The organism is Burkholderia stagnalis (assembly GCF_902830275.1).
GTDB classification, from domain to species: Bacteria; Pseudomonadota; Gammaproteobacteria; order Burkholderiales; family Burkholderiaceae; genus Burkholderia; species Burkholderia stagnalis.
In genome coordinates, this window is record NZ_CADESW010000002.1 from 401654 (window position 1) to 421714 (window position 20061).

General features: G+C 71.4%; 19 protein-coding genes and 1 pseudogene. 12 read left to right on the forward strand and 8 right to left on the reverse strand.

Going from position 1 to position 20061, the window contains the following annotated elements:
• Positions 1–2 precede the first annotated feature (2 nt).
• Together HWY45_RS05810 and HWY45_RS37400 are read left to right on the forward strand one after the other, a co-directional pair.
• Complete coding sequence (locus HWY45_RS05810; RefSeq protein WP_059884018.1) at positions 3–1013, forward strand: HoxN/HupN/NixA family nickel/cobalt transporter; 1011 nt, start codon at positions 3–5, stop codon at positions 1011–1013.
• 1016 nt (positions 1014–2029) lie between these two features.
• Positions 2030–2869: a hypothetical protein gene (locus HWY45_RS37400; RefSeq protein ID WP_208450110.1), complete on the forward strand. Its 840-nt coding sequence runs from the start codon at positions 2030–2032 to the stop codon at positions 2867–2869.
• 5 nt (positions 2870–2874) lie between these two features.
• Here HWY45_RS37400 and HWY45_RS05820 read toward each other — a convergent pair whose 3' ends face one another.
• Positions 2875–3720, reverse strand: coding sequence for an aldo/keto reductase (locus tag HWY45_RS05820; RefSeq protein ID WP_059879631.1), 846 nt, complete (start codon positions 3718–3720; stop codon positions 2875–2877).
• 166 nt (positions 3721–3886) lie between these two features.
• Here HWY45_RS05820 and HWY45_RS05825 point away from each other — a divergent pair, with 166 nt between their 5' ends.
• A complete protein-coding gene (locus HWY45_RS05825) occupies positions 3887–4633 on the forward strand; it encodes a GntR family transcriptional regulator (RefSeq protein WP_059879634.1) in 747 nt (248 codons plus the stop codon).
• Between the two features lie 45 nt (positions 4634–4678).
• Here HWY45_RS05825 and HWY45_RS05830 read toward each other — a convergent pair whose 3' ends face one another.
• Complete coding sequence (locus HWY45_RS05830; RefSeq protein WP_059557329.1) at positions 4679–6088, reverse strand: CoA transferase; 1410 nt, start codon at positions 6086–6088, stop codon at positions 4679–4681.
• Between the two features lie 140 nt (positions 6089–6228).
• Here HWY45_RS05830 and HWY45_RS05835 point away from each other — a divergent pair, with 140 nt between their 5' ends.
• Entirely contained in the window at positions 6229–7446 is a 1218-nt protein-coding gene (locus HWY45_RS05835) for a citrate/2-methylcitrate synthase (protein ID WP_059879637.1), read from the forward strand.
• Here the strand turns inward: HWY45_RS05835 and HWY45_RS05840 are convergent.
• Positions 7419–7742, reverse strand: coding sequence for a DUF2917 domain-containing protein (locus HWY45_RS05840; RefSeq protein ID WP_059879963.1), 324 nt, complete (start codon positions 7740–7742; stop codon positions 7419–7421). The two genes, HWY45_RS05835 and HWY45_RS05840, sit on opposite strands and share 28 nt — an antisense overlap.
• Positions 7743–7950: 208 nt before the next feature.
• On the opposite strand from HWY45_RS05840, the gene mdtD reads away from it, so the two are divergent.
• Both mdtD and HWY45_RS05850 read left to right on the forward strand, forming a co-directional pair.
• Entirely contained in the window at positions 7951–9387 is a 1437-nt protein-coding gene (gene mdtD / locus HWY45_RS05845; protein ID WP_059802029.1) for a multidrug transporter subunit MdtD, read from the forward strand.
• A gap of 167 nt (positions 9388–9554) precedes the next feature.
• On the forward strand, positions 9555–10829 hold the full coding sequence (locus HWY45_RS05850) for an EAL domain-containing protein (protein ID WP_059557343.1): 1275 nt from the start codon (positions 9555–9557) through the stop codon (positions 10827–10829).
• A 16-nt stretch (positions 10830–10845) separates the two neighbouring features.
• On the opposite strand, the gene HWY45_RS05855 is transcribed toward HWY45_RS05850, so the two are convergent.
• The 3 genes and pseudogenes from HWY45_RS05855 to HWY45_RS05865 form a co-directional block, all read right to left on the reverse strand.
• Positions 10846–11454 carry a class I SAM-dependent methyltransferase gene (locus HWY45_RS05855; protein WP_059879640.1) on the reverse strand — a complete coding sequence of 203 codons (609 nt, stop codon included), beginning with the start codon at positions 11452–11454 and terminating at the stop codon, positions 10846–10848.
• A 210-nt stretch (positions 11455–11664) separates the two neighbouring features.
• Positions 11665–11781, reverse strand: a pseudogene (locus tag HWY45_RS05860) (2-dehydropantoate 2-reductase N-terminal domain-containing protein); the annotation flags it as partial.
• Positions 11782–11789: 8 nt separating this feature from the next.
• Positions 11790–12317, reverse strand: coding sequence for an Mpo1 family 2-hydroxy fatty acid dioxygenase (locus tag HWY45_RS05865; RefSeq protein ID WP_059879643.1), 528 nt, complete (start codon positions 12315–12317; stop codon positions 11790–11792).
• 83 nt (positions 12318–12400) lie between these two features.
• Between HWY45_RS05865 and HWY45_RS05870 the strand changes: the two genes are divergently transcribed.
• The gene (locus HWY45_RS05870; protein ID WP_059879646.1) at positions 12401–13099 is read left to right on the forward strand and encodes a Crp/Fnr family transcriptional regulator; all 699 of its coding nucleotides are present in this window, start codon (positions 12401–12403) and stop codon (positions 13097–13099) included.
• A gap of 52 nt (positions 13100–13151) precedes the next feature.
• Complete coding sequence (locus tag HWY45_RS05875; protein ID WP_059879649.1) at positions 13152–14225, forward strand: TIGR03118 family protein; 1074 nt, start codon at positions 13152–13154, stop codon at positions 14223–14225.
• Positions 14226–14360: 135 nt separating this feature from the next.
• On the opposite strand, the gene sodB is transcribed toward HWY45_RS05875, so the two are convergent.
• Positions 14361–14939, reverse strand: coding sequence for a superoxide dismutase [Fe] (gene sodB, locus HWY45_RS05880; protein WP_017333980.1), 579 nt, complete (start codon positions 14937–14939; stop codon positions 14361–14363).
• 214 nt (positions 14940–15153) lie between these two features.
• Positions 15154–16536 carry an exodeoxyribonuclease VII large subunit gene (xseA, locus tag HWY45_RS05885; protein WP_059879652.1) on the reverse strand — a complete coding sequence of 461 codons (1383 nt, stop codon included), beginning with the start codon at positions 16534–16536 and terminating at the stop codon, positions 15154–15156.
• A gap of 461 nt (positions 16537–16997) precedes the next feature.
• On the opposite strand from xseA, the gene lpxK reads away from it, so the two are divergent.
• The 4 genes from lpxK (at position 16998) to adk (ending at position 19948) form a co-directional block, all read left to right on the forward strand.
• Entirely contained in the window at positions 16998–18026 is a 1029-nt protein-coding gene (gene lpxK, locus HWY45_RS05890) for a tetraacyldisaccharide 4'-kinase (protein ID WP_059879655.1), read from the forward strand.
• Positions 18007–18201: a Trm112 family protein gene (locus HWY45_RS05895; RefSeq protein ID WP_059557307.1), complete on the forward strand. Its 195-nt coding sequence runs from the start codon at positions 18007–18009 to the stop codon at positions 18199–18201. The genes lpxK and HWY45_RS05895 overlap by 20 nt, the downstream gene beginning before the upstream one ends.
• An 85-nt stretch (positions 18202–18286) precedes the next feature.
• Positions 18287–19090 (forward strand): 3-deoxy-manno-octulosonate cytidylyltransferase, encoded by an 804-nt coding sequence (gene kdsB / locus HWY45_RS05900; RefSeq protein WP_059879658.1) that lies wholly within the window; start codon positions 18287–18289, stop codon positions 19088–19090.
• A gap of 195 nt (positions 19091–19285) precedes the next feature.
• Positions 19286–19948 carry an adenylate kinase gene (adk, locus tag HWY45_RS05905; protein WP_026045123.1) on the forward strand — a complete coding sequence of 221 codons (663 nt, stop codon included), beginning with the start codon at positions 19286–19288 and terminating at the stop codon, positions 19946–19948.
• Positions 19949–20061: the final 113 nt, after the last annotated feature.

The following is a 20061-nucleotide window of genomic DNA, read 5'->3' on the forward strand; positions in this document are numbered from 1 at the left end:
CGATGCCGCCCGCCCCTTCCCTGCGCCGCCTGCTGATGCTCTACGCGGGGCTGCTTGCCGCCAACGCGGCCGTCTGGCTGTGGGCGTTCGCGGTGCTGCGCGACCGGCCGCTGCTGCTCGGCACGGCCGCGATCGCGTACGGGCTCGGGCTGCGTCATGCAGTCGACGCGGATCACATCGCCGCGATCGACGTCGCCACGCGCAAGCTGATGCAGGACGGCCAGCGCCCGCTGACGGTCGGCCTGTTCTTCTCGCTCGGCCATTCGACGATCGTGGTCGCCGCGACGCTCGGCGTCGCGCTGACCGCGTTCGCGTTGCGCGAGCGCTTCGATGCGTTTCGCGAGGTCGGCGGCACGATCGGCACTGCGGTATCGGCCACCTTCCTGCTGGTGCTCGCCTGCGTGAACCTCGCGATCCTGCGCGACGTGTGGCGGCGCTACCGCGGCGGCCGGCCGGGCGACGCCGGCACCGCGCACACGCATCGGCGGGGCGGCGTCGTCGCGCGCCTGCTGCGGCCGCTGTTCCGGTTCGTCACGAAGAGCTGGCACATGTATCCGGTAGGCGTGCTGTTCGGCCTCGGTTTCGATACTGCAACCGAAATCGGCCTGCTCGCGATCGCCGCCGCGCAGGCGAGCCAGGGGCTGCCGCTCTACGCGATCCTGTTGTTCCCCGCGCTGTTCATGGCCGGCATGACGCTGATCGACTCGACCGACAACGTGCTGATGATCCACGCGTACGGCTGGGCGATGGACGATCCGCAGCGCAAGCTGCTCTACAACGCGAGCATTACGTTCGTGTCGGCGGCCGTCGCGCTGGCGATCGGCGGCATCGAGGCGGCCGGCCTGCTCGCCGACAAGCTCGCGCTGACGGGCCCCGTGCGCGACGCGCTCGATGCGCTCGGTGAACGGTTCGGTGCGCTCGGGTATGGCATCGTCGCGCTGTTCCTGATCTGCTGGATCGCATCGATCCTGTTCCATCGCTGGCAGCGCGCGGCCGACGCGACGGCGCGCTGAGCATCGTTCAGACGTTTCATTTCGGAAACAAAACCCCCACCCGGACGTTTCATGCGCGGTTGCGCGGCATGCGGCCGCCTTGCGCCACGGGCGTAGGCGGCCGATGGCACGGATCTCGCAGTTAAGGCCTCGCACGGCGGGCCCGCGTGCCGATCCGCGTTCGCGGCTGGCTTGAAGCAGCACCAGTCCGGACGTCATCGGCCGCCGAAACGACAACGCATCTTTGCTGGCCCCCCTGCACTACACGCATACAGCCGCGCGGCGACGAGGCATCGCGCGCATAGGGAGGCCAATGATGCATAAGACGAAACAGACGTCCCGCGCGGCGGGACGGCGCTATCGCGCAACCTTGCTGGCCGTGGCCGCGTTTGCGTGCTGCTGCTCGTATGCCGTCGCGCAGGACACGGGGGCCGTCGGGCCGGTTGCCGCGCCGGCGGGCGGCGACACTGTCCTCACCGCGCCGTTGACGGTAGCGCAGAACGCGGCGCCCGAGACGTCCGCCAGTGCGGAAGCCATGATGATGCTGGCTGACGACGCATCGTCGTGCGCCGCCAATCCGGCTGCGTGCAGCGCGCGCGTGTATGCCGGCGGTGGCGTTGGCGGCAACGGCGCCGGCGGTAGCGCCGGTGGCGGCAGCACGGGCAGCGGGAGCGGCAGCAACGGCAACAACGGAAACGGTGCCGTCGGGCCCGCGGGGGTCGGCGGAACCGCGGGCGCGACGTCCGGCGGAACGGGCGGCACGGGTCGCGGGGCCGGCAATGCTGCAGGCAGTGCGGGCGGCGACGGGGGGGCTGGTGGTGGGACTTCGGGTGGCGGCACCTCGGGTGGCGGCACCTCGGGTGGCGGCACCTCGGGCGGCGGTACCTCGGGCGGCGGTACCTCGGGCGGCGGTACCTCGGGCGGCGGTACCTCGGGCGGCGGTACCTCGGGCGGCGGTACCTCGGGTGGCGGTACCTCGGGTGGCGGCACCTCAGGTGGCGGTACCTCGGGTGGCGGGAGTTGTGGTTGCGGAGGCCATGGCGGACATGGTGGCCATGGCGGTGGGAATGGTGATGGAGGCAATGGCGGCGGTCACGGCAATGGTGGCGGCGGCGGTAACGGCGGTGGCAACGGCGGCGGTCACGGCAATGGCGGCGGCGGCGGCAACGGCGGCGGCGGCAACGGCGGTGGTGGCGGCGGCAATGGCGGTGGTCACGGCAATGGCGGTGGTCATGGCAACGGCGGCGGTCACGGCAACGGCGGTGGCGGTGGCGCCGGTGGTGGCGGCAGCGGCGGTGGCGGCGGTGGCGGCGGTGGCGGCGGCGGTGGCGGCGGTGGCGGCGGTGGCGGTGGCGGCGGTGGCGGCGGTGGCGGCGGTGGTGGTGGCGGCGGTGGCGGTGGCGGCGGCGGTGCTGGCGGTGGCGGTGCTGGCGGTGGCGGTGCTGGCGGCGGCGGTGCTGGCGGCGGCGGTGCTGGCGGCGGCGGTGCTGGCGGTGGCGGTGCTGGCGGCGGCGGTGCTGGCGGCGGCGGTGCTGGCGGCGGCGGTGCTGGCGGCGGCGGTGCTGGCGGCGGCGGTGCTGGCGGCGGCGGTGCTGGCGGTGCTGGCGGTGCTGGCGGTGCTGGCGGTACTGGCGGTACTGGCGGCAACGGCGGCCACGGCAACGGCGGTCACGGTGCGGGCGGCAATGGCAACGGTGGCCACGGCAATGGCGGCGGCAACGGCAATGGCAACGGCAGTGGCGGCGCCGGCAATGGCGGCGCCAATGGTGTCGGCAACGGCGGTGGTAACGGCAATGGCAACGGCGGTGGCCATGGCAACGGCGGCAATGGCGGCAACGGCGGCAACCGCCGCTGACCCGACACGCTGCCCGGCCTGATGCCGTCAGAGCATTTCGAGCGCGCGTTTGCTGCGCGGCGGACGGAAGTACGCGTCAAGCTGCGCGCGCTCGTCATCGCTCAACACGAAATCGAGCGCGGCGCGGTTGTCGCGTACGTGCTCGATCCGCGCCGCCTTCGGGATCGCGAACACGCCTGGCTGCGCCAGCACCCACGCGAGCGCGACGCGCATCACCGACACGCCGCGCACCCGCGCGATCTCGTCGAGCGGCGAGCGCTTCGGCAGACGCGCATGATCGACCGGGCTGTACGCCATCGCGGGCATCCGGCGCGCCGCGAGCCACGGCAGCAGGTCGAATTCCGGCCCGCGCCGCGCGATGTTGTAGAGGATCTGGTTGGTCGCGCACGCCGCGCCGTCCGCTTCGTCGACGAGTTCCACCATGTCGGCCGTATCGAAATTGCTCACGCCCCAGTGGCGAATCTTGCCGGCCCGGCGCAACGCCTCGAAGCCTTCGACCGTCTCCGCGAGCGGCACCGAGCCGCGCCAGTGCAGCAGATAGAGATCGAGGCGGTCGGTACGCAAGCGCCGGAGGCTCGCCTCGCATGCCGCGACGACGCCGCGCCGGCTCGCATGATGCGGGTACACCTTGCTGACGAGAAACACGTCGTCGCGCAGGCCGTCGAGCGCTTCGCCGACGAGCGTCTCGGTCGCGCCCTCGCCATACATCTCGGCGGTATCGATCAGCGTCATGCCGAGCGCGACGCCTTCGCGCAGCGCGGCGATCTCGTCCGCGCGCCGCGCCGGACGCTCGCCCATCTCCCAGGTCCCCTGCCCCAGCTTCGGGATCGTCTCGCCGTCGGGCAGGACGACCGTGGCGATCGTATCTGTCATGTGTTCCTCGCTGCGAATGCGTGACCGCGCGCGGCGGCAGTGGTACGGAATGCGACGCATCAGTGTAGCGATTCGGCGCGGCGCGCGACTGTCATGCGGCAAAAACCGGCTATAACGGCGCCGCATGATGACTTAGAATGGCCGCACCCTGATCGATACCCATTCCATGAAGGCAACGACGGACGACCGCTGGCAGGACCTGCGCCCCGACCCGGACAACGATACCCCGCTCTATCTGCAGCTCGCCCGCAAGCTCGGCGACGCGATTCACGAGAACCGCTGGACGGCCGGCGAGGCGCTGCCGTCCGAGCGCGTGCTGTCGGAGGCGCTCGGCGTGTCGCGCATCACCGCGCGCAAGGCGATCGCGCTCCTCGTCGAACAAGGGCTGATCCGGCGCACGCAAGGCGCGGGCAACTTCATCCAGCCGCGCTACGAGGATCCGCTGTCGCGCCTGTCGAGCTTCAGCGAAATGCTCGAACGCCGCGGTTTCAAGCCGAGTTCGCAGTGGCTCGCGCGCGAGATCCAGCCCGCGAGCCGTGATGAAGTGATCCAGCTCGGCCTGTCGCCGGCTGCGTCCGTTACACGATTGAAACGTCTGCGCCTCGCCGACGGCATCGTGATGGCCGTCGAGAACTCCACGCTGCCCGCGACGCTGCTCCCCGATCCGCAGGCGATCGGCGACTCGCTGTACAGCTACCTCGAAGCGCGCGGCACGCCGATCGTGCGCGCGCTGCAGCACTTCCGCGCGGTCAACGCAACCGACGAGATCGCGCTGCAGATGGGCATCGCGCCGCACGACGCGCTGCTGCTGATCACGCGGATCGGCTACACGGCCGACCAGCGCGCGATCGAGCTGACCGACACCTACTGCCGCAACGACTACTACGACTTCGTCGTCGAGCTGCGCAAGTAACACGCGACGACCGCGCGGGGCGCGGCAGGCGAGCCCGAACGCGCGCTACCCCTGCCCGTCCGAATCGATCCAGCACGGCGCGTCCGTGCCGAGCGGCACCGGCGGCAAAGCAAGGAACGGCGGGGTCGCCGACAGCCGTTCCGCCGGACGCACCGCATCGATGACGCCGAACGGCGACACAATCCGGTCGAACCGGTCGCGCATGTCGTCGGGCGCGATGTCGGGCGCGTGCGCGCCGTCCGGCACGAGGCCGAACGATTGCAGCCAGCGGCCGGCCTGCGCGAGCGACAGCCGCACGTGCCAGCTGCCGCCTTCGCGCGCGCGGCGCGCCAGCGCGATCATCGCGCCGAACGCCGCGAGATAGCCGGTCGCGTGGTCGAGCGCCTGGCACGGCAGGTGCCGCGGCGCGTCCGCGAGCACAGCCTGCCGCTCACGCCACGCGATCCCGCTCGCGGACTGCACGAGGCTGTCGAAGCCGCGCCGCTGCGCCCACGGCCCCGCATGCCCGTACGCGGAAATCGACACGCACACGATCCCCGGCCGCAGCGCGGCCAGCGCCTGCGGCGCGAAGCCGCGCGCCGCAAGCGCGCCGGGACGGTACGCCTGCACGAAGACATCCGCTTGCCGCACGAGCTGCCGCAGCGTGTCGACGCCCGCGGCCGTGCGCAGATCGAGCCACGCGGAGCGCTTGCCGCGCCCGTTGTCGATCACGAGCGGCGCGATGTTCGGCAGGTGCGGCCCATTGACGAGCAGCACCTGCGCGCCATGCGACGCGAGCGTGCGGCCGGCGACCGGGCCCGCGATGATGCGCGTGAGATCGAGCACGCGCACGCCCGCCAGCGGCCGGCGCGCGTCGTCGCCACCGATCGCCTGCACCGGCGCATCGCCGACGCGCTCGATCTCGAACAGCGGCAGCGCCGCCAGCGCGCGCGCCTGTTCGTGCGCCGCCCATTCGTCAGGTGTTCTGATCAGTGCCGCGCACAGGCCCGCGTCCGCGAGCTCGGCATCGAGCGTCGCGCCGTCGCGCGTGCGGATCGCCGCCGCGACCGATTCCCGCCGGTCGTCGCAGCCGAGCACCCGAAGCACGCCGCGCAGATGATGCGGAAAGTTCGCGTGCAACTGGATCCAGCGCGCATCGCGCGTCTCGTAGAAGCCCGTCACCGGATGGCGCAGCTCGGGCGGCGGCCCGCCGTCGACGCGCAGGTAGCGCTCGCTGCGAAACGCGACGAGCGCGTCGCGCACCGATACGTCGACGCGTTGCACGACGCCCGTGCGCAACCGGTGGCATTCGGCGGCGGCGAGCCCGGCCGCCGCGATCGACGCCGCGGCCAGCGTGCCGACATGGAACGCCGACGGCAGCGCCGGATCCTGCCCGTCGATCGCGACGCGCGCAAGTGCGCCGGGCTCGCCGTGCGCGAGCTGCCAGAGATGGGTCAATGCGAGTCGGGGTGTCATCGGCGCTCGCCACGAGGTGGGCACATGGAATCGAGTCTAGAATTCGCGGCAGGCGCGATCAACCTCGATCGCGCGAATCCGGCCGTGACCGCCGCCCGAAGCGGGGCTGCGCGTCATGCGGCCCGACAGGAGCGATCCGCATGACGTCTCTTAGCGCCCCCGAAGCCGCCGACGTGCTCGGCGTCAGCGTGAGCACCCTCTATGCGTACGTGAGCCGCGGCCTGCTGCACTCGCTGCCCGACGGCGCGAGCAAGCGCCGCCGCTACGACGCCGACGAGGTACGCCTGCTCGCCCGCCGACGCGCCGACGCGAAACGCGCGGGCGGCGTCGCCGAACGCTCGCTCGACTGGGGCATGCCGGTGCTCGAATCGCGCATCACGCAGATTGCCGACGGGCGCCTCCTCTATCGGGGCGCCGACGCGATCGCGCTCGCCCGCGACGCGACGCTCGAAGCGGTCGCCGCGCGGCTCTGGGGCTGCCCGCCCGCGCGGCTCGCGGCCGGCGGCGTCGATGTCGTGCAATGGCACGACTGGGCGCAGCGCTGGGCGCATGTCGCGCCGCTCGAGCGCGCGCTCGTGCTGCTGCCCGCCGCGGCCGCGGCGCAGCCGCCCATCGCGTCGCACGATCGCGGCGCGCAACTTGATACCGCCGCACGCCTGCTGCGCGTCACGGCCGCCGCGCTCGCGGGCATCACGCCCGGCCACGCGCCGCTGCACCGCCAGCTCGCCGCCGCGTGGCGGGTGCGCGGGCGCGCCGGGGCCGACCTGCTGCGCATGGCGCTCGTGCTGTGCGCGGACCACGAACTGAATCCGTCGACGTTCGCAGTGCGCTGCATCGCGTCGACCGGCAGCCCGCTGTTCGGCGCGATCGCGGGCGGGCTCGCGGCGCTGGCGGGCCCGCGCCACGGCGGCGAAACGTTCCGGGCCGGCCTGCTGCTCGACGAGGCGGCCCGCGCCGCCGATCCCGGCCGCTATCTCGCATCGCGCCTCGCGCACGACGAGCGCGAAGCCGGCGGCCGCACGGCACTCGCCGGCTTCGGCCATCCGCTGTACCCGAACGGCGACCCGCGCGCGCAGGCGCTGCTCGACGCGCTGCACGCCGCGGCGCCGGATCGCCCCGCGCTGCGCGCGGCGCGCGCGCTCGCCGCACGCGTCGAAGCCGACAGCGGGCTGAGGCCGGCGATCGACTACGCGCTCGCGGTGCTGGAACGCACGCTCGCGCTGCCGGACGGCGCCGCGTTCATGCTGTTCGCGGCCGGGCGCACGGCCGGCTGGATCGCGCATGCGCTCGAACAGTACGCCGACGGCAAGCTGATCCGGCCCCGCGCCCGCTACGTCGGCAGCGACGCGCCGGCCTGACGGCCGCGCCCGAGCCACCCGGCCAGCCGCTGTCGCAGCGCGGCGGCAAGCGACGCCGCGTGCGCATCCGGACGGCTCAGCGCGAAGCGCGCGCCGGGCGGCCCGGCGCTGAGCCAGACCCGCGCGCCGGGCGCAAGCGTCAGCACGTCGCCGGGCCGCAGCCAGTGGTCGGCCGGCTCGCCCTCGATCGTCAGCCACAGTTCGCCGTCCGTCACGCGCAGCAGGGTACGGCGCACCGGGCGCCACCGTCCGGCGGGCTCGTCGGCATCCAGCTCGTAGAGTCGCAGTTCACGCATGGCGCCCTCCCGGTCGTCGCGCTTGTCCACACCCGTCCAGTATCCAGACAGTGACAGCACACCGACAGATACGCCCGCAGACACTTCCGGCTGAACTGTACTGGCCTGTCGGGCGATGTGCATCCGGCCGCGCACCGGGCCGCTACTGCGCGGCGCGGCGGCATTCCCTACAATGGCGGCTGTCCCGCGTCCAGCCGCCCACGCCTTCATGTTCCAACGCCCGCCTGCTGCCGCCCCCGGCGAAAAAAACCTCACTGTCATGCTCTGGCTCGTCGCGACGGGCTTTTTCATGCAGACGCTCGACGCGACGATCGTCAACACCGCGCTGCCGTCGATGGCCGCGAGCCTCGGCGAATCGCCGCTGCGGATGCAGTCGGTCGTGATCGCGTATTCGCTGACGATGGCGGTGATGATTCCCGTGTCCGGCTGGCTCGCCGATACGTTCGGCACGCGGCGGGTGTTCTTCAGCGCGATCCTGGTCTTCTCGCTCGGCTCGCTGCTGTGCGCGAACGCGCACACGCTGCCGCAGCTCGTCGCGTTCCGCGTCGTGCAGGGGATCGGCGGCGCGATGCTGCTGCCGGTCGGCCGGCTCGCGGTGTTGCGCACGTTCCCGGCCGAGCGCTACCTGCCCGCGCTGTCGTTCGTCGCGATTCCGGGCCTGATCGGCCCGCTGATCGGCCCGACGCTCGGCGGCTGGCTCGTGAAGATCGCGTCGTGGCACTGGATCTTCCTGATCAACGTGCCGGTGGGCGTCGCGGGCTGCATCGCGACCTGGTATTCGATGCCCGACGCGCGCAACCCGGCGGTCGGCCGCTTCGACCTGAAGGGCTACCTGCTGCTGACGATCGGCATGGTCGCGATCTCGCTGTCGCTCGACGGGCTCGCCGATCTCGGCATGCAGCACGCGGCCGTGCTCGTGCTGCTGATCCTGAGCCTCGCGTGCTTCGTCGCGTACGGGCTGTACGCGGTGCGCGCGCCGCAGCCGATCTTCTCGCTCGAGCTGTTCCGGATCCACACGTTCAGCGTCGGCCTGCTCGGCAACCTGTTCGCGCGCATCGGCAGCGGCGCGATGCCGTACCTGATCCCGCTGCTGCTGCAGGTGAGCCTCGGCTACACGGCGTTCGAGGCGGGGCTGATGATGCTGCCCGTCGCGGCCGCCGGGATGTTCTCGAAGCGCATCATCACGCGGCTCATCATGAAGCACGGCTACCGCAACGTGCTGCTCGCGAACACGATCATGGTCGGCGTGATGATGGCGAGCCTCGCGCTGATGCGCGAGTCGATGCCCGTGTGGCTCAAGGTCGCGCAGCTCGCGCTGTTCGGCGGCTTCAACTCGATGCAGTTCACCGCGATGAACACGCTGACGCTGAAGGATCTCGGCACCGGCGGCGCGAGCAGCGGCAACAGCCTGTTCTCGCTCGTGCAGATGCTGTCGATGAGCCTCGGCGTGACGGTTGCCGGCGCGCTGCTCGCGACCTTCACCGGAATGCTGCGCACCGTGACGCCGAGCAACACGCTGCCCGCGTTCCATGCAACCTTCGTCTGCGTCGGCCTGATCACCGCCGCCTCCGCGTGGATCTTCGCGCAGCTCGCGCCGGAGATCCGCGGCGCCGCGCGCAAGACCGATCCGTCCGAGCGCGCGTGACCCGCGCCCCGCTTCGGACCGCGCCCCCGCACGCGACGCACCACGACGGTGCAGCGGCGGCCGCCGCGCGCGCCACGGCGGCGCGCCGCGCCGGTGTGGCGTTGCGCACGCTTCTTGCTCGCCTATTCTGTAGGTAAACTGGCAGCCTTCCCTCGGCCGACATCATGATGAGCATGATCGACATCGATCCCCCCGGCTTTCAGCCGCCCCGCCCCGTCGCCGGCGACGACGGCAACCGGCGCACCGTGCTGTACGGCGGCTACACCGTGTTCAGCGTGTTCCAGCCGGTGTTCTCCGTGTCGCACCGGCGCGCGATCGGCTATCACGCGTCGCTGCGCGCGCACGACGAGGAAAGCCGTCAGGTCGCGTCGCACGAAGTGTTCACGCAGGCCGCGCGGCGCGGCGACCTGCTCGAACTCGGCCGGCTCGCCGAATCGCTGCATCTCGGCAATTTCCATGCATTCGACAGCCACGACGAGTGGCTTTTCCTGAGCCTGCATCCGGCGGCGCTGATGGATACCGTCTACGGCGACGCACTGCTCGCGAACCTGAAGGCGCTCGGCCTGCCGCCGCATCGCGTGGTGCTCGAGGTGCCCGAACAGGCGGGCGGCGAGACGCCGCGCTACGCGGCGATCGTCGACGGCCTGCGCAAGGCCGGTTTCCTGATCGCGCTCGGCGGCTTCGGCGCGAAGCATTCGAACATCGACCGCGTGTGGCACCTGCATCCGGACATCGTGTCGCTCGACCGCGGCATTCTCGCGCAGGCGAGCGAGCACTCGCATCTCGAACGGGTGCTGCCGGGGCTCGTGTCGCTGCTGCACGAATCCGGCCAGCTCGTGCTGATGGGCGGCCTCGCAACCGAGCGCGACGCGCTGATCGCGCTCGAATGCGACGTCGATTTCGTGCAGGGGCAGTATTTCGCGGGCCCGAGCGTCGACCCGGTGCAGTCGCAGGCCGCGGCGGGCAGCATGGATACGCTGTCGGCCGCGCTGCGGCTGCGCGTCGCGGAACGCGAGCGCCAGCAGGCGACGCGGCTCGCGCCGTACGTCGCGGCGCTCGAGGAAGCCAGCACCAAGCTCGCCGCGGGCGGCACGCTGATCGACGCGGCCGCCACCGTGCTCGGCCTGCCCGAAACCGCGCGCTGCTTCCTGCTCGATGCGTCGGGGCGGCAGATCGGCGACAACGTGCTCGCGCGCGGCAGCGTGTCGCAACGCGCGAAGCGCTTCCGCCCGCTGCTGCATTCCGAAGGCGCGAGCTGGGAACGCCGCCCGTATTTCATCCACGCGACGCGCGCGCCGGGCCGCGTGCACCTGACGCCGCCCTATCTGTCGATCAACGAGGCGCACCTGTGCGTGACCGCGTCGATCGCCGCGCCATGCGCGGCCGGCATGCAGGTGCTGTGCGTCGACATCAACTGGGAAGCGGCCGCGCACCGCGACTGACGCGCCGCGCACCGCGTCACGCGGCCGCTTCGGCTGCCTTGCGGACGATCAGCCGGTGCACGCGCTTGCCCGACGACGCGCTGACGACTTCGTGCTCGTCGACCACCCGCACGCCGGCGCCGAGCGCGGCGCGCATCCGGGCGCTGTCGAGCGCCGTGTACAGCCGGCCGCGCTCGTCGCGCTGCGAGCCGTTGCCCGCGACCCGCCAGCTCAGGTACAGCGTGCCGCCGGGCGCGAGCAGCTCGACGAGCCGCGCGGCGGCCGCCGCCGCCTCCACATGATCCAGATGCATGACGACGGTTTCGCACAGCACGTTGCGGAACGCGCCGGACGGCACGCCGGCCAGCGCCGGCAGCACCGCCTGTTCGAACCGCAGCGCCGGGTAGCGGCGGCGCGCCTCGTCGAGCAGCGCGGCGCTCGCGTCGTAGCCGTGCACGTCGTAGCCGCACGACGCCAGCCATGCGGCGTCGCGCCCCGCGCCGCAGCCGATGTCCGCCGTCGGCCCCGGCGCGAAATACTGCTCGAGCAGCGCGTACATGTCGTCGGGCGGGCCCTCGTCGAGCCAGGTCTGCGCATATTCGGCCGCGTGGGCATCGTAGGCGTCGAGGGTCGGGCGATCCACCATGGCGCGTGCGCTCCGCAAAGGCGTCACATGACGCCATCGACATCTTAGTCCTTGCTTCGCATGCGCTGTGGCCTCGCGCGATGCCGCCGCGTGCGCGTCGCGACAGTCATCCGGCCAGCGCGGCGCGCAACGCGTCGGCGCGCCATGACGGCCGCTGCACCGCCGCCTCGGCGTCGTGCACGAGCGCGCACAGGCGGGCGTTGACCGGTGGATCGCGTCGCCGATCCGCGCGCGGCCGATCAACTGCACGGGCGCGCCGGCCGCCGCGAGCCGCCCGCCGAGATAGCAGCCGACGGCGCCCGCGCCGACCACGCAGATGCGCGGCATCGCGGCGTTCACACGTGCGCGTCGTGCGCGCCGCCGTGCACGGGCCCGGCCCGCTGCTCGACCGCGCGCCGCACGTCGCCGCGCAGCCCCGCGAAAAACGCGACCTCGGCGACCACGAACAGCGGCCCGACCATCAGCCCGACGAGATCGTCGACGAACGCCGGCTTGCGCCCCTCGAAGTAATGCCCGACGAACTGCACGATCCAGCCGACGACGAACGCGCCGATGCCGATGCCGAGCCATGGCGCGGTCGGCAGCGCGGCGAGCGTCTGCCCGGCCCACAGGCCGAGCGCGAACAACGCCGTCATCACGACGCCGAAGCGTAGGTCGAGCCGCAGGTAGAACGCGGCGAACGCAAGCGCGAGCAGCAGCGCCGGCGACAGCGCGACGCCCGCCAGCGTGCCGAGCGCGGGCCGCGACAGCAGCACCTCGACCGCGAACACGATCATCGGGATGCCGACCAGGTGGGTCGCGATGTTGCGCGCGTCGCGGTGATAGGCCGCGTACTGGGACAGATGGTCCTCGAGCGTCTTCATGCCGTCTCCTTGTCGTGGGGTTGCGCGCTATGATGCCCGTCACGCCCGAGAACCTCTGTCGGCTACCCGACATCGCGCCGCCCATGCCCGAGCCCCTCGACCGATACCTGCCGCAACTCGACGCGCACCCGTGGTTCGGCGTGCTGCCGGCGGCCCTGCGCGCGGCGCTCCTCGCGCGCGCCGCGTTGCGCCGGCTGCCGGCCGGCCACGCGCTGTTCCGCCGCGGCGGCCCGCCGTGCGGGCTGTACGCGGTGCTGGACGGTTCCCTCACGATAGGCGCGGTCGATCCGCAGGGCAAGGAGGCGCTGCTGACGGTGGCCGAGCCGGTCACGTGGTTCGGCGAGATCGCGCTGTTCGACGGCCTGCCGCGCACGCACGATGCGATCGCGCTCGACGACGCGCTGCTGCTGCACGTGCCGCAGCCGGCGCTGCTGGCGCTCCTCGACGCGACGCCGCCATACTGGCGGCAATTCGCGCTGCTGATGGCGCAGAAGCTGCGGCTCAGCTTCCTGACCGTCGAGGCGATGAGCGTGATGCCGGGCGCGCAGCGGCTCGCCGCGCGCCTGCTGATGATCGCCGAAGGCTACGGCGGGATCAGCGCCGGCCGCACGCGCATCCGGCTGTCGCAGGAGAAGCTCGCGGCGATGCTGTCGCTGACGCGGCAGACCACGAATCAGCTGCTGAAGTCGCTCGAAACCGATGGCGTCGTGCGGCTGCACGTCGGCGAGATCGAACTGATCGACGTCGCCGCGCTGCGCCGCGCGAGCGGGCTACCGGAATAAGCACGGCGGCCGGACCGTTTACTCAGCGTTCCTCTGCGTTCGGAGCGCAATCATGAGGCAGGTCCATACGGCGCTCGGCGCTGCGTTGGCGGCTGTCGTGCTGGCAGGTGTCGTCGCGTGCGGCGGTTCATCGCACGAAAGGCAATACGCAGTCAGCGCGCTGGTCTCGGACGGCGCCGTTCCCGCCGCCCACGTGGATGCCAACCTGAAGAATCCGTGGGGCATTGCGTTCAATCCGAAGGGCTTCGTCTGGGTCGCGGACAACGGCACGCAGCGTGCGACGCTCTATGACGGCAACGGCGTGCCGCAGTCGCTCGTCGTGACGATTCCGCCCGGCACGAGCGGCGACCCCAGCCCGACCGGCATCGTGTTCAACGGCACGACCGACTTCGTCGTGACCCAGGGCGCCAAATCGGGGCCCGCGGCATTCATCTTCGCGGGAGAAGGCGGGACGCTGACCGCGTGGTCGCCCGCGGTCAACCCGACAGCGGCGATCACGGTGTTCGACAGCGGCGGCGCCGCCGTCTACAAGGGGCTCGCGATGGCCGGCAACAACGGTGCGAACTTCCTGTATGCGACGGATTTCCACAACAACAGGATCGACGTGTTCAACCGGACCTTCGCGAAGGTCACGCCGGCCGGCGCGTTCCAGGATCCGTCCTTGCCGGCGGGGTTCGCGCCGTTCGGCATCCAGGCGATAGGCTCGAAGCTGTTCGTCACCTACGCGAAACAGGACGCGGCCGCGCACGACGACGTGGCCGGCGCGGGCGTCGGCCTGGTCGACGTGTTCAGCCCGTCGGGACAATTCCTCCAGCGCTTCGCCACCGGCGGGCCGCTGAATGCGCCGTGGGGCATCGCGCTGGCGCCCGCGGATTTCGGCCGCTTCAGCCATGCCGTGCTGGTCGGCAACTTCGGCGACGGCATGCTGCATGCGTTCGATGCGACTTCCGGGATGTTGCTCGGAACGCTGCAGCAAGGCGACGGCAGCGCGATCGTCGAGCCGGGGCTGTGGGGCATCGCGTTCGGCAACGGCCTCAACGATCAGCCCGCCAACACGCTGTTCTTCGCGGCCGGCCCGAACGACGAAGCGGATGGTCTGTACGGCCGCATCGACATCGGTCCGTGAGTGCGGTCGCCGGGCGCGGCTTGCGGCGCCCGTGCAATGAAAAAGCCCTCGCGATGGAGGGCTTTTGGATCGGTCACGGCGCGCGACTGGCTGCCGTTTCCGGACGTCTGTCGCGATGCGACAGCGCCGTGTGACTTACGCGAAGTTCTTCGCTGCGAAGTCCCAGTTCACGATGTTCCAGAACGCTTCGACGAACTTCGGACGTGCGTTGCGGTAGTCGATGTAGTACGCGTGTTCCCACACGTCGATCGTCAGCAGCGCCTTGTCGGCCGTCGTCAGCGGGGTGGCTGCGTTGCTCGTCGACACGATGTCGAGCGAACCGTCGGCCTTCTTCACGAGCCATGCCCAGCCCGAACCGAACGTGCCGACCGCGGCCTTCGTGAACGCTTCCTTGAACGCGTCGTACGAACCCCACTTCGCGTTGATCGCGTCGCCCAGCGCGCCCGTCGGTGCGCCGCCGCCGTTCGGCGACAGGCTGTTCCAGAAGAACGTGTGGTTCCAGATTTGCGCGGCGTTGTTGAAGATGCCGCCCGACGACTTCTTCACGATCTCTTCCAGCGACAGGTTTTCGAATTCCGTGCCGGGGATCAGGTTGTTCAGGTTCGTCACATAAGCCTGGTGATGCTTGCCGTAGTGGTACTGGATCGTTTCTTGCGAGATGGTCGGCGCAAGTGCGTCTTCAGCGTACGGGAGCGGCGGGAGCGTATGAGCCATGGCGATTCCTTCGTTGAGTATGTAGGGAGGCTGTGTTGAATGCTGCCGAGCGTCCGATTGTAGGCGAGGACGAATAACCCCGCAAACCCGTGGGCCATTTATCCGCGGTATGCGGAAAACCGGCGTTTACGCAACGTCCGGACGGACGGGCGCGACCGCGCGCGCCCGTTCCGCGGGTGGTGCATCGCCGCTGCGCGCCGCCCTGCCCGCGTGGTCAGAACGTATCGGTCAGCCGCGGCTGCACGTCCGCCAGCGACACGTCCGCCGAGCCCTCGGCGAGATGCACGGTCAGCCGGCGCTGCGGCTTCAGCGCGCTCGGCGCGCGCACCGCGCGGCCGGTCTGCGTGTCGATCAGCGCCGCATAGCCGCGCTCGAGCGTGCGCTGCGGGCTCAGCACCTCGAGCCGCGCCGCGCACGCGGCGACGCGCGCGGTGTCGCGCTCGTGCCGGCGCTGCACCGCGACCGCCAGCCGCTGCGACAGCACCGCGAGCGCGAGGCGCGCCTGTGCCGGGTCGGGCCGCGCGCGCTGCCAGCGCAGCTGCGCGAGCGCGAAGCGGGCACGCGCGTCGCGCACGGGCCGCGCGGCCGCGGACGCGAGGCGCACCGCGAGCTGCTCGACGTGCGTGCGCTGCCGCTGCAGCCGCTCGGCCGGGCTGACGAGCCGGCGCGCGAGCCAGTCGAGCTGCTGCGCGCGCAGTTCGAGCGTGCGGCGCATCCCGCGCGCGAGCGCGCCCTGCCGGTCGCCGACCTCGCGCAATAGCAGCGCGCGCTGCGGGCTGGCCAGCTCGGCCGCGCCGGTCGGCGTCGGCGCACGCAGGTCGGCCGCGAAATCCGCGATCGTGAAATCGGTTTCGTGCCCGACGCCGCTGACGACCGGCAACGCGCTCGCCGCGATCGCGCGTGCGAGCGCTTCGTCGTTGAACGACCACAGATCCTCGATCGAGCCGCCGCCGCGGCACACGAGCAGCACGTCGACCTCGCGCCGCGCATTGGCGGTCTCGACCGCCGCGACGAGCTTCTCGGCCGAGCCGGCGCCCTGCACGGGCGCCGGGTAGACGATCACCGGGATGTGCGGCGCGCGGCGCGCGAGCGTGGTCAGCACGTCGCGCAGCGCGGCGGCCTGCAGCGACGTGACGATGCCGATCGCGCGCGGATGCGCGGGCAGCGGCCGCTTGCGCTCGGGCGCGAACAGGCCTTCCGCCTCGAGCTGCGCCTTGAGCCGCAGGAACGCCTCGTAGAGCCGCCCCTGCCCGGTGCGCCGCACCGCTTCGACGTTGAGCTGCACCTCGCCGCGCGGCTCGTACATCGTGACCACGGCGCGCACCTCGATGCGGTCGCCTTCGCGCGGGGTGAATTCCGCATACTGCGCCCGGCCGCGGAACATCACGCAGCGCATCTGCGCCTGCGGGTCCTTGATCGAGAAATACCAGTGGCCGCTCGCGGCACGCGTGAAGTTCGACACTTCGCCCGCGATCCACAAGAGCGGGAACGAGCGCTCGAGCATCGTGGAAATCGCACGATTGAGCGCCGAGACGGGAATCACTTCGTCGCCGCCGCGCGTCGCGCCCGGCGAGGCAAATGAGGAGTCGGAAAGCATGGACGATCGGATGAATGCTGGCGGCGACACGATAGTCCGACATCCGCGCGGCGTCCAGCGCCCGCGCGCCGGCGCCTGGGTGCATTGCACAACGCGAAAAGTGTCCACATCTTGACAATCCTCGGCAAAAAGCCCCGCAAATCGCCCCGAAAATCCAGACAATTCGAGGCAACGCATTGATTCTTATAAATTTTTAATTCTTGCGGAATGATTCTCATCCGATTCGAAGCCCGCCGCACGGGCGTGTGCGGCAATCGGGCGACGGGTTTTTCACAGAGTTATCCACAGGCGCGTACGATCCGGCCCTGCCGGTGGCCGTGCGCCGCGGCGCTTGCCGCGCCGGCGCGCCGCGCGCTAGAGTGCCGCCTTCCGCAGACCCCGCGGCTCGCGCCGCTCCCCGGAGAATCCGCCTTGACGAACCCGTCCCACGCGACGGCGCGCCGCGCGCCGCGCCCTGCCCGATGAGCGCGCCCGGCGGCCCGCTCGCCCGTCTCGAGACGCGCCTGACGCGCGAATGGCAGCGCCGCGGCGCGCTCGCGTGGGCGCTCACGCCGCTCGCGTGCGTGTTCGGCCTGTGCGCGGCGCTGCGCCGCACGGCGTATGCGCAGGGCTGGAAGCAGCCGGTCGACGTCGGCGTGCCGGTCGTCGTGGTCGGCAACGTGACCGTCGGCGGCACCGGCAAGACGCCGACCGTGATCGCGCTCGTCGACGCGCTGCGCGCGGCGGGCTTCACGCCCGGCGTCGTGTCGCGCGGCTACGGCGCGCAGGTCCGCACGCCGACCGCCGTGACGCCGGCCTCGCGCGCCCGCGACGCCGGCGACGAACCGCTGCTGATCGCCCGCCGCACCGGCGCGCCGGTGTGGGTGTGTCCCGATCGCGTCGCGGCGGCGCAGGCGCTGCGCGCCGCGCATCCGGAAGTCGACGTGATCGTCAGCGACGACGGCCTGCAGCACTACCGCCTCGCCCGCACCGTCGAACTCGTCGTGTTCGACCACCGGCTCGGCGGCAACGGCTTCCTGCTGCCGGCCGGGCCGCTGCGCGAGCCGCTGTCGCGGCGCCGCGACGCGACGCTCGTCAACGATCCGTACAGCGGTGCGCTGCCGCCGTGGCCCGACACCTACGCGCTCGCGCTCGCGCCCGGCGCGGCCTGGCATCTCGACCAGCCCGCACTGCGCCGCCCGCTGTCGCAGTTCGCCGGCGAGCGCGTACTGGCAGCCGCCGGCATCGGCGCGCCGGAACGCTTCTTCGCGACGCTGCGCGCGGCGGGCCTCGCGCCGCAGACCCGCGCGCTGCCCGACCACTACGCGTTCGCCGACAATCCGTTCGTCGACGACGCCGTCGACGCGATCCTGATCACCGAGAAGGATGCAGTAAAATTGGGCGCTTCCTGGCGCGACGCTCGAATCTGGGTCGTCCCCGTCGAAGCCGCGCTCGATCCTCGCCTCATTGCCCTCGTTGTGGAGAAACTCCGTGGACGCTCGCCTGCTTGAAATCATCGTGTGCCCTGTTTGCAAAGGCCCGCTCCACTATGACCGCGCCGCGCAGGAGCTGATCTGCAACGCCGACAAGCTCGCCTATCCGATTCGCGACGGCATCCCCGTGATGCTGGTCGACGAGGCGCGCCAGACCGTCGAAGGCACGCCGGTCGATCCGGCCGGCCGCTGAGCCCGGCCCGGGCCCCCGGCGGCCCGGCCAGCCTGCGGGCGCCCGGCACGGGCGTCCGCCGTATCACTTACACGATTCCTGCCCGATGACTCACCCGCAGCCCTTCATCGCCGTCATTCCCGCCCGGCTCGCGTCGACACGCCTGCCGAACAAGCCGCTCGCCGATCTCGGCGGCAAGCCGATGGTGGTGCGCGTCGCCGAACGCGCGCGTGAAGCGGGCGCGCAGCAGGTGCTCGTCGCGTCCGACGCGCAGAGCGTGCTGGACGCCGCGCGCGCTCATGGCTTCGAAGCGGTGCTCACGCGCGCCGACCATCCGTCGGGCACCGACCGCCTCGCCGAAGTCGCGGCCGCGTTCGGGTGGAGCGACGATACCGTCGTCGTCAACGTGCAGGGCGACGAGCCGCTGATCGATCCGGCGCTGGTCCGCGACGTAGCGTCGCACCTCGCCGCGCATCCGGCCTGCGCGATCGCGACCGCCGCCCATTCGATCCACACGGCGGCCGACGTGTTCAATCCGAACGTCGTGAAGGTCGCGCTCGACGCGCAGGGCGTCGCGCTCTACTTCTCGCGCGCGCCGATCCCGTGGAGCCGCGATGCGTACCAGCCGCACTGGCCCGACGTCGCGGCCATGCCGGCGCCGGCGTTCCCGGTGTACCGGCACGTCGGCCTGTACGCGTACCGCGCGCGTTTCCTGCGCACCTACCCGTCGCTTGCGCAGGCCCCGATCGAGCAGGCCGAGCAGCTCGAACAGCTGCGCGCGATGTGGCATGGCGAGCGGATCGCCGTGATGATCACCGCGCACGCGCCGGAGGCCGGCATCGACACGCCCGCCGATCTCGCACGCGTGCAGGCCCTTTTTCGGCCGGATTCAAAATTACCCGTGGCATAATCAGGCGGTTGTGCGAGCGGTCCGCGATCCCCGCGAGCGCGCTTGACCCCGCCGCGGCCCTGCCGGCAGCCGCGCGTCGCTGAGGCGACGCGCCGCGTCAGACCGGTCCGCCGCATGCCGGGCAAGCCGCCGCACGTTCGGTCGCCGGCGCCTTCGAGCCTCGCCAGACGAATCTACATACTTGGAGATATCACCATGCGTTTGATCCTGTTGGGCGCGCCCGGCGCGGGAAAGGGCACCCAGGCAAACTTCATCAAGGAAAAATTCGGCATCCCGCAAATCTCGACGGGCGACATGCTGCGCGCGGCCGTGAAGGCCGGCACGCCGCTCGGCGTCGAGGCGAAGGGCTTCATGGACGCGGGCAAGCTCGTGCCGGACGAGCTGATCATCGGCCTCGTGAAGGAGCGCCTGAAGGAAGCGGACTGCGCGAACGGCTACCTGTTCGACGGTTTCCCGCGCACGATCGCGCAGGCCGACGCGATGAAGGACGCCGGCGTCGCGATCGACTACGTGCTGGAAATCGACGTGCCGTTCTCGGAAATCATCGAGCGCATGAGCGGCCGCCGCACGCATCCGGCATCGGGCCGCACGTACCACGTCAAGTTCAACCCGCCGAAGGTCGAGGGCCAGGACGACGTGACGGGCGAGCCGCTGATCCAGCGCGACGACGACAAGGAAGAGACGGTCAAGAAGCGTCTCGAAGTGTACGAAGCGCAAACCAAGCCGCTCATCACCTACTACGGCGACTGGGCGCAGCGCGGCGAGGAAAACGGCCTGAAGGCGCCGCAGTACCGGAAGATCTCCGGTCTCGGCACCGTCGACGAGATCCGCGACCGTGCGTTCGACGCGCTGAAGTAAGCACCGCGTCCCGCATCGCGAAGCCGCCTGTTTCAGGCGGCTTTTTTTTCGCGCCGGCATGGTTCGCACGATCGTCGAATTCGTGCCGGCCGGCGAACGCACCCCGTACAATC

Bases quoted from the DNA above. Each gene is read 5' to 3' on its own strand.
- xseA (WP_059879652.1), bottom strand. From the start codon at position 16,536: ATGCTTTCCGACTCCTCATTTGCCTCGCCGGGCGCGACGCGCGGCGGC.
- HWY45_RS05855 (WP_059879640.1), bottom strand. From the start codon at position 11,454: ATGGTGGATCGCCCGACCCTCGACGCCTACGATGCCCACGCGGCCGAA.
- HWY45_RS05820 (WP_059879631.1), bottom strand. From the start codon at position 3,720: ATGACAGATACGATCGCCACGGTCGTCCTGCCCGACGGCGAGACGATC.
- mdtD (WP_059802029.1), top strand. From the start codon at position 7,951: ATGTTCCAACGCCCGCCTGCTGCCGCCCCCGGCGAAAAAAACCTCACT.
- HWY45_RS05830 (WP_059557329.1), bottom strand. From the start codon at position 6,088: ATGACACCCCGACTCGCATTGACCCATCTCTGGCAGCTCGCGCACGGC.
- HWY45_RS37400 (WP_208450110.1), top strand. From the start codon at position 2,030: ATGGCGGACATGGTGGCCATGGCGGTGGGAATGGTGATGGAGGCAATG.
- adk (WP_026045123.1), top strand. From the start codon at position 19,286: ATGCGTTTGATCCTGTTGGGCGCGCCCGGCGCGGGAAAGGGCACCCAG.
- sodB (WP_017333980.1), bottom strand. From the start codon at position 14,939: ATGGCTCATACGCTCCCGCCGCTCCCGTACGCTGAAGACGCACTTGCG.
- HWY45_RS05875 (WP_059879649.1), top strand. From the start codon at position 13,152: ATGAGGCAGGTCCATACGGCGCTCGGCGCTGCGTTGGCGGCTGTCGTG.
- HWY45_RS05865 (WP_059879643.1), bottom strand. From the start codon at position 12,317: ATGAAGACGCTCGAGGACCATCTGTCCCAGTACGCGGCCTATCACCGC.
- HWY45_RS05840 (WP_059879963.1), bottom strand. From the start codon at position 7,742: ATGCGTGAACTGCGACTCTACGAGCTGGATGCCGACGAGCCCGCCGGA.
- HWY45_RS05850 (WP_059557343.1), top strand. From the start codon at position 9,555: ATGAGCATGATCGACATCGATCCCCCCGGCTTTCAGCCGCCCCGCCCC.
- HWY45_RS05835 (WP_059879637.1), top strand. From the start codon at position 6,229: ATGACGTCTCTTAGCGCCCCCGAAGCCGCCGACGTGCTCGGCGTCAGC.
- HWY45_RS05870 (WP_059879646.1), top strand. From the start codon at position 12,401: ATGCCCGAGCCCCTCGACCGATACCTGCCGCAACTCGACGCGCACCCG.
- lpxK (WP_059879655.1), top strand. From the start codon at position 16,998: ATGAGCGCGCCCGGCGGCCCGCTCGCCCGTCTCGAGACGCGCCTGACG.
- HWY45_RS05810 (WP_059884018.1), top strand. From the start codon at position 3: ATGCCGCCCGCCCCTTCCCTGCGCCGCCTGCTGATGCTCTACGCGGGG.
- kdsB (WP_059879658.1), top strand. From the start codon at position 18,287: ATGACTCACCCGCAGCCCTTCATCGCCGTCATTCCCGCCCGGCTCGCG.
- HWY45_RS05825 (WP_059879634.1), top strand. From the start codon at position 3,887: ATGAAGGCAACGACGGACGACCGCTGGCAGGACCTGCGCCCCGACCCG.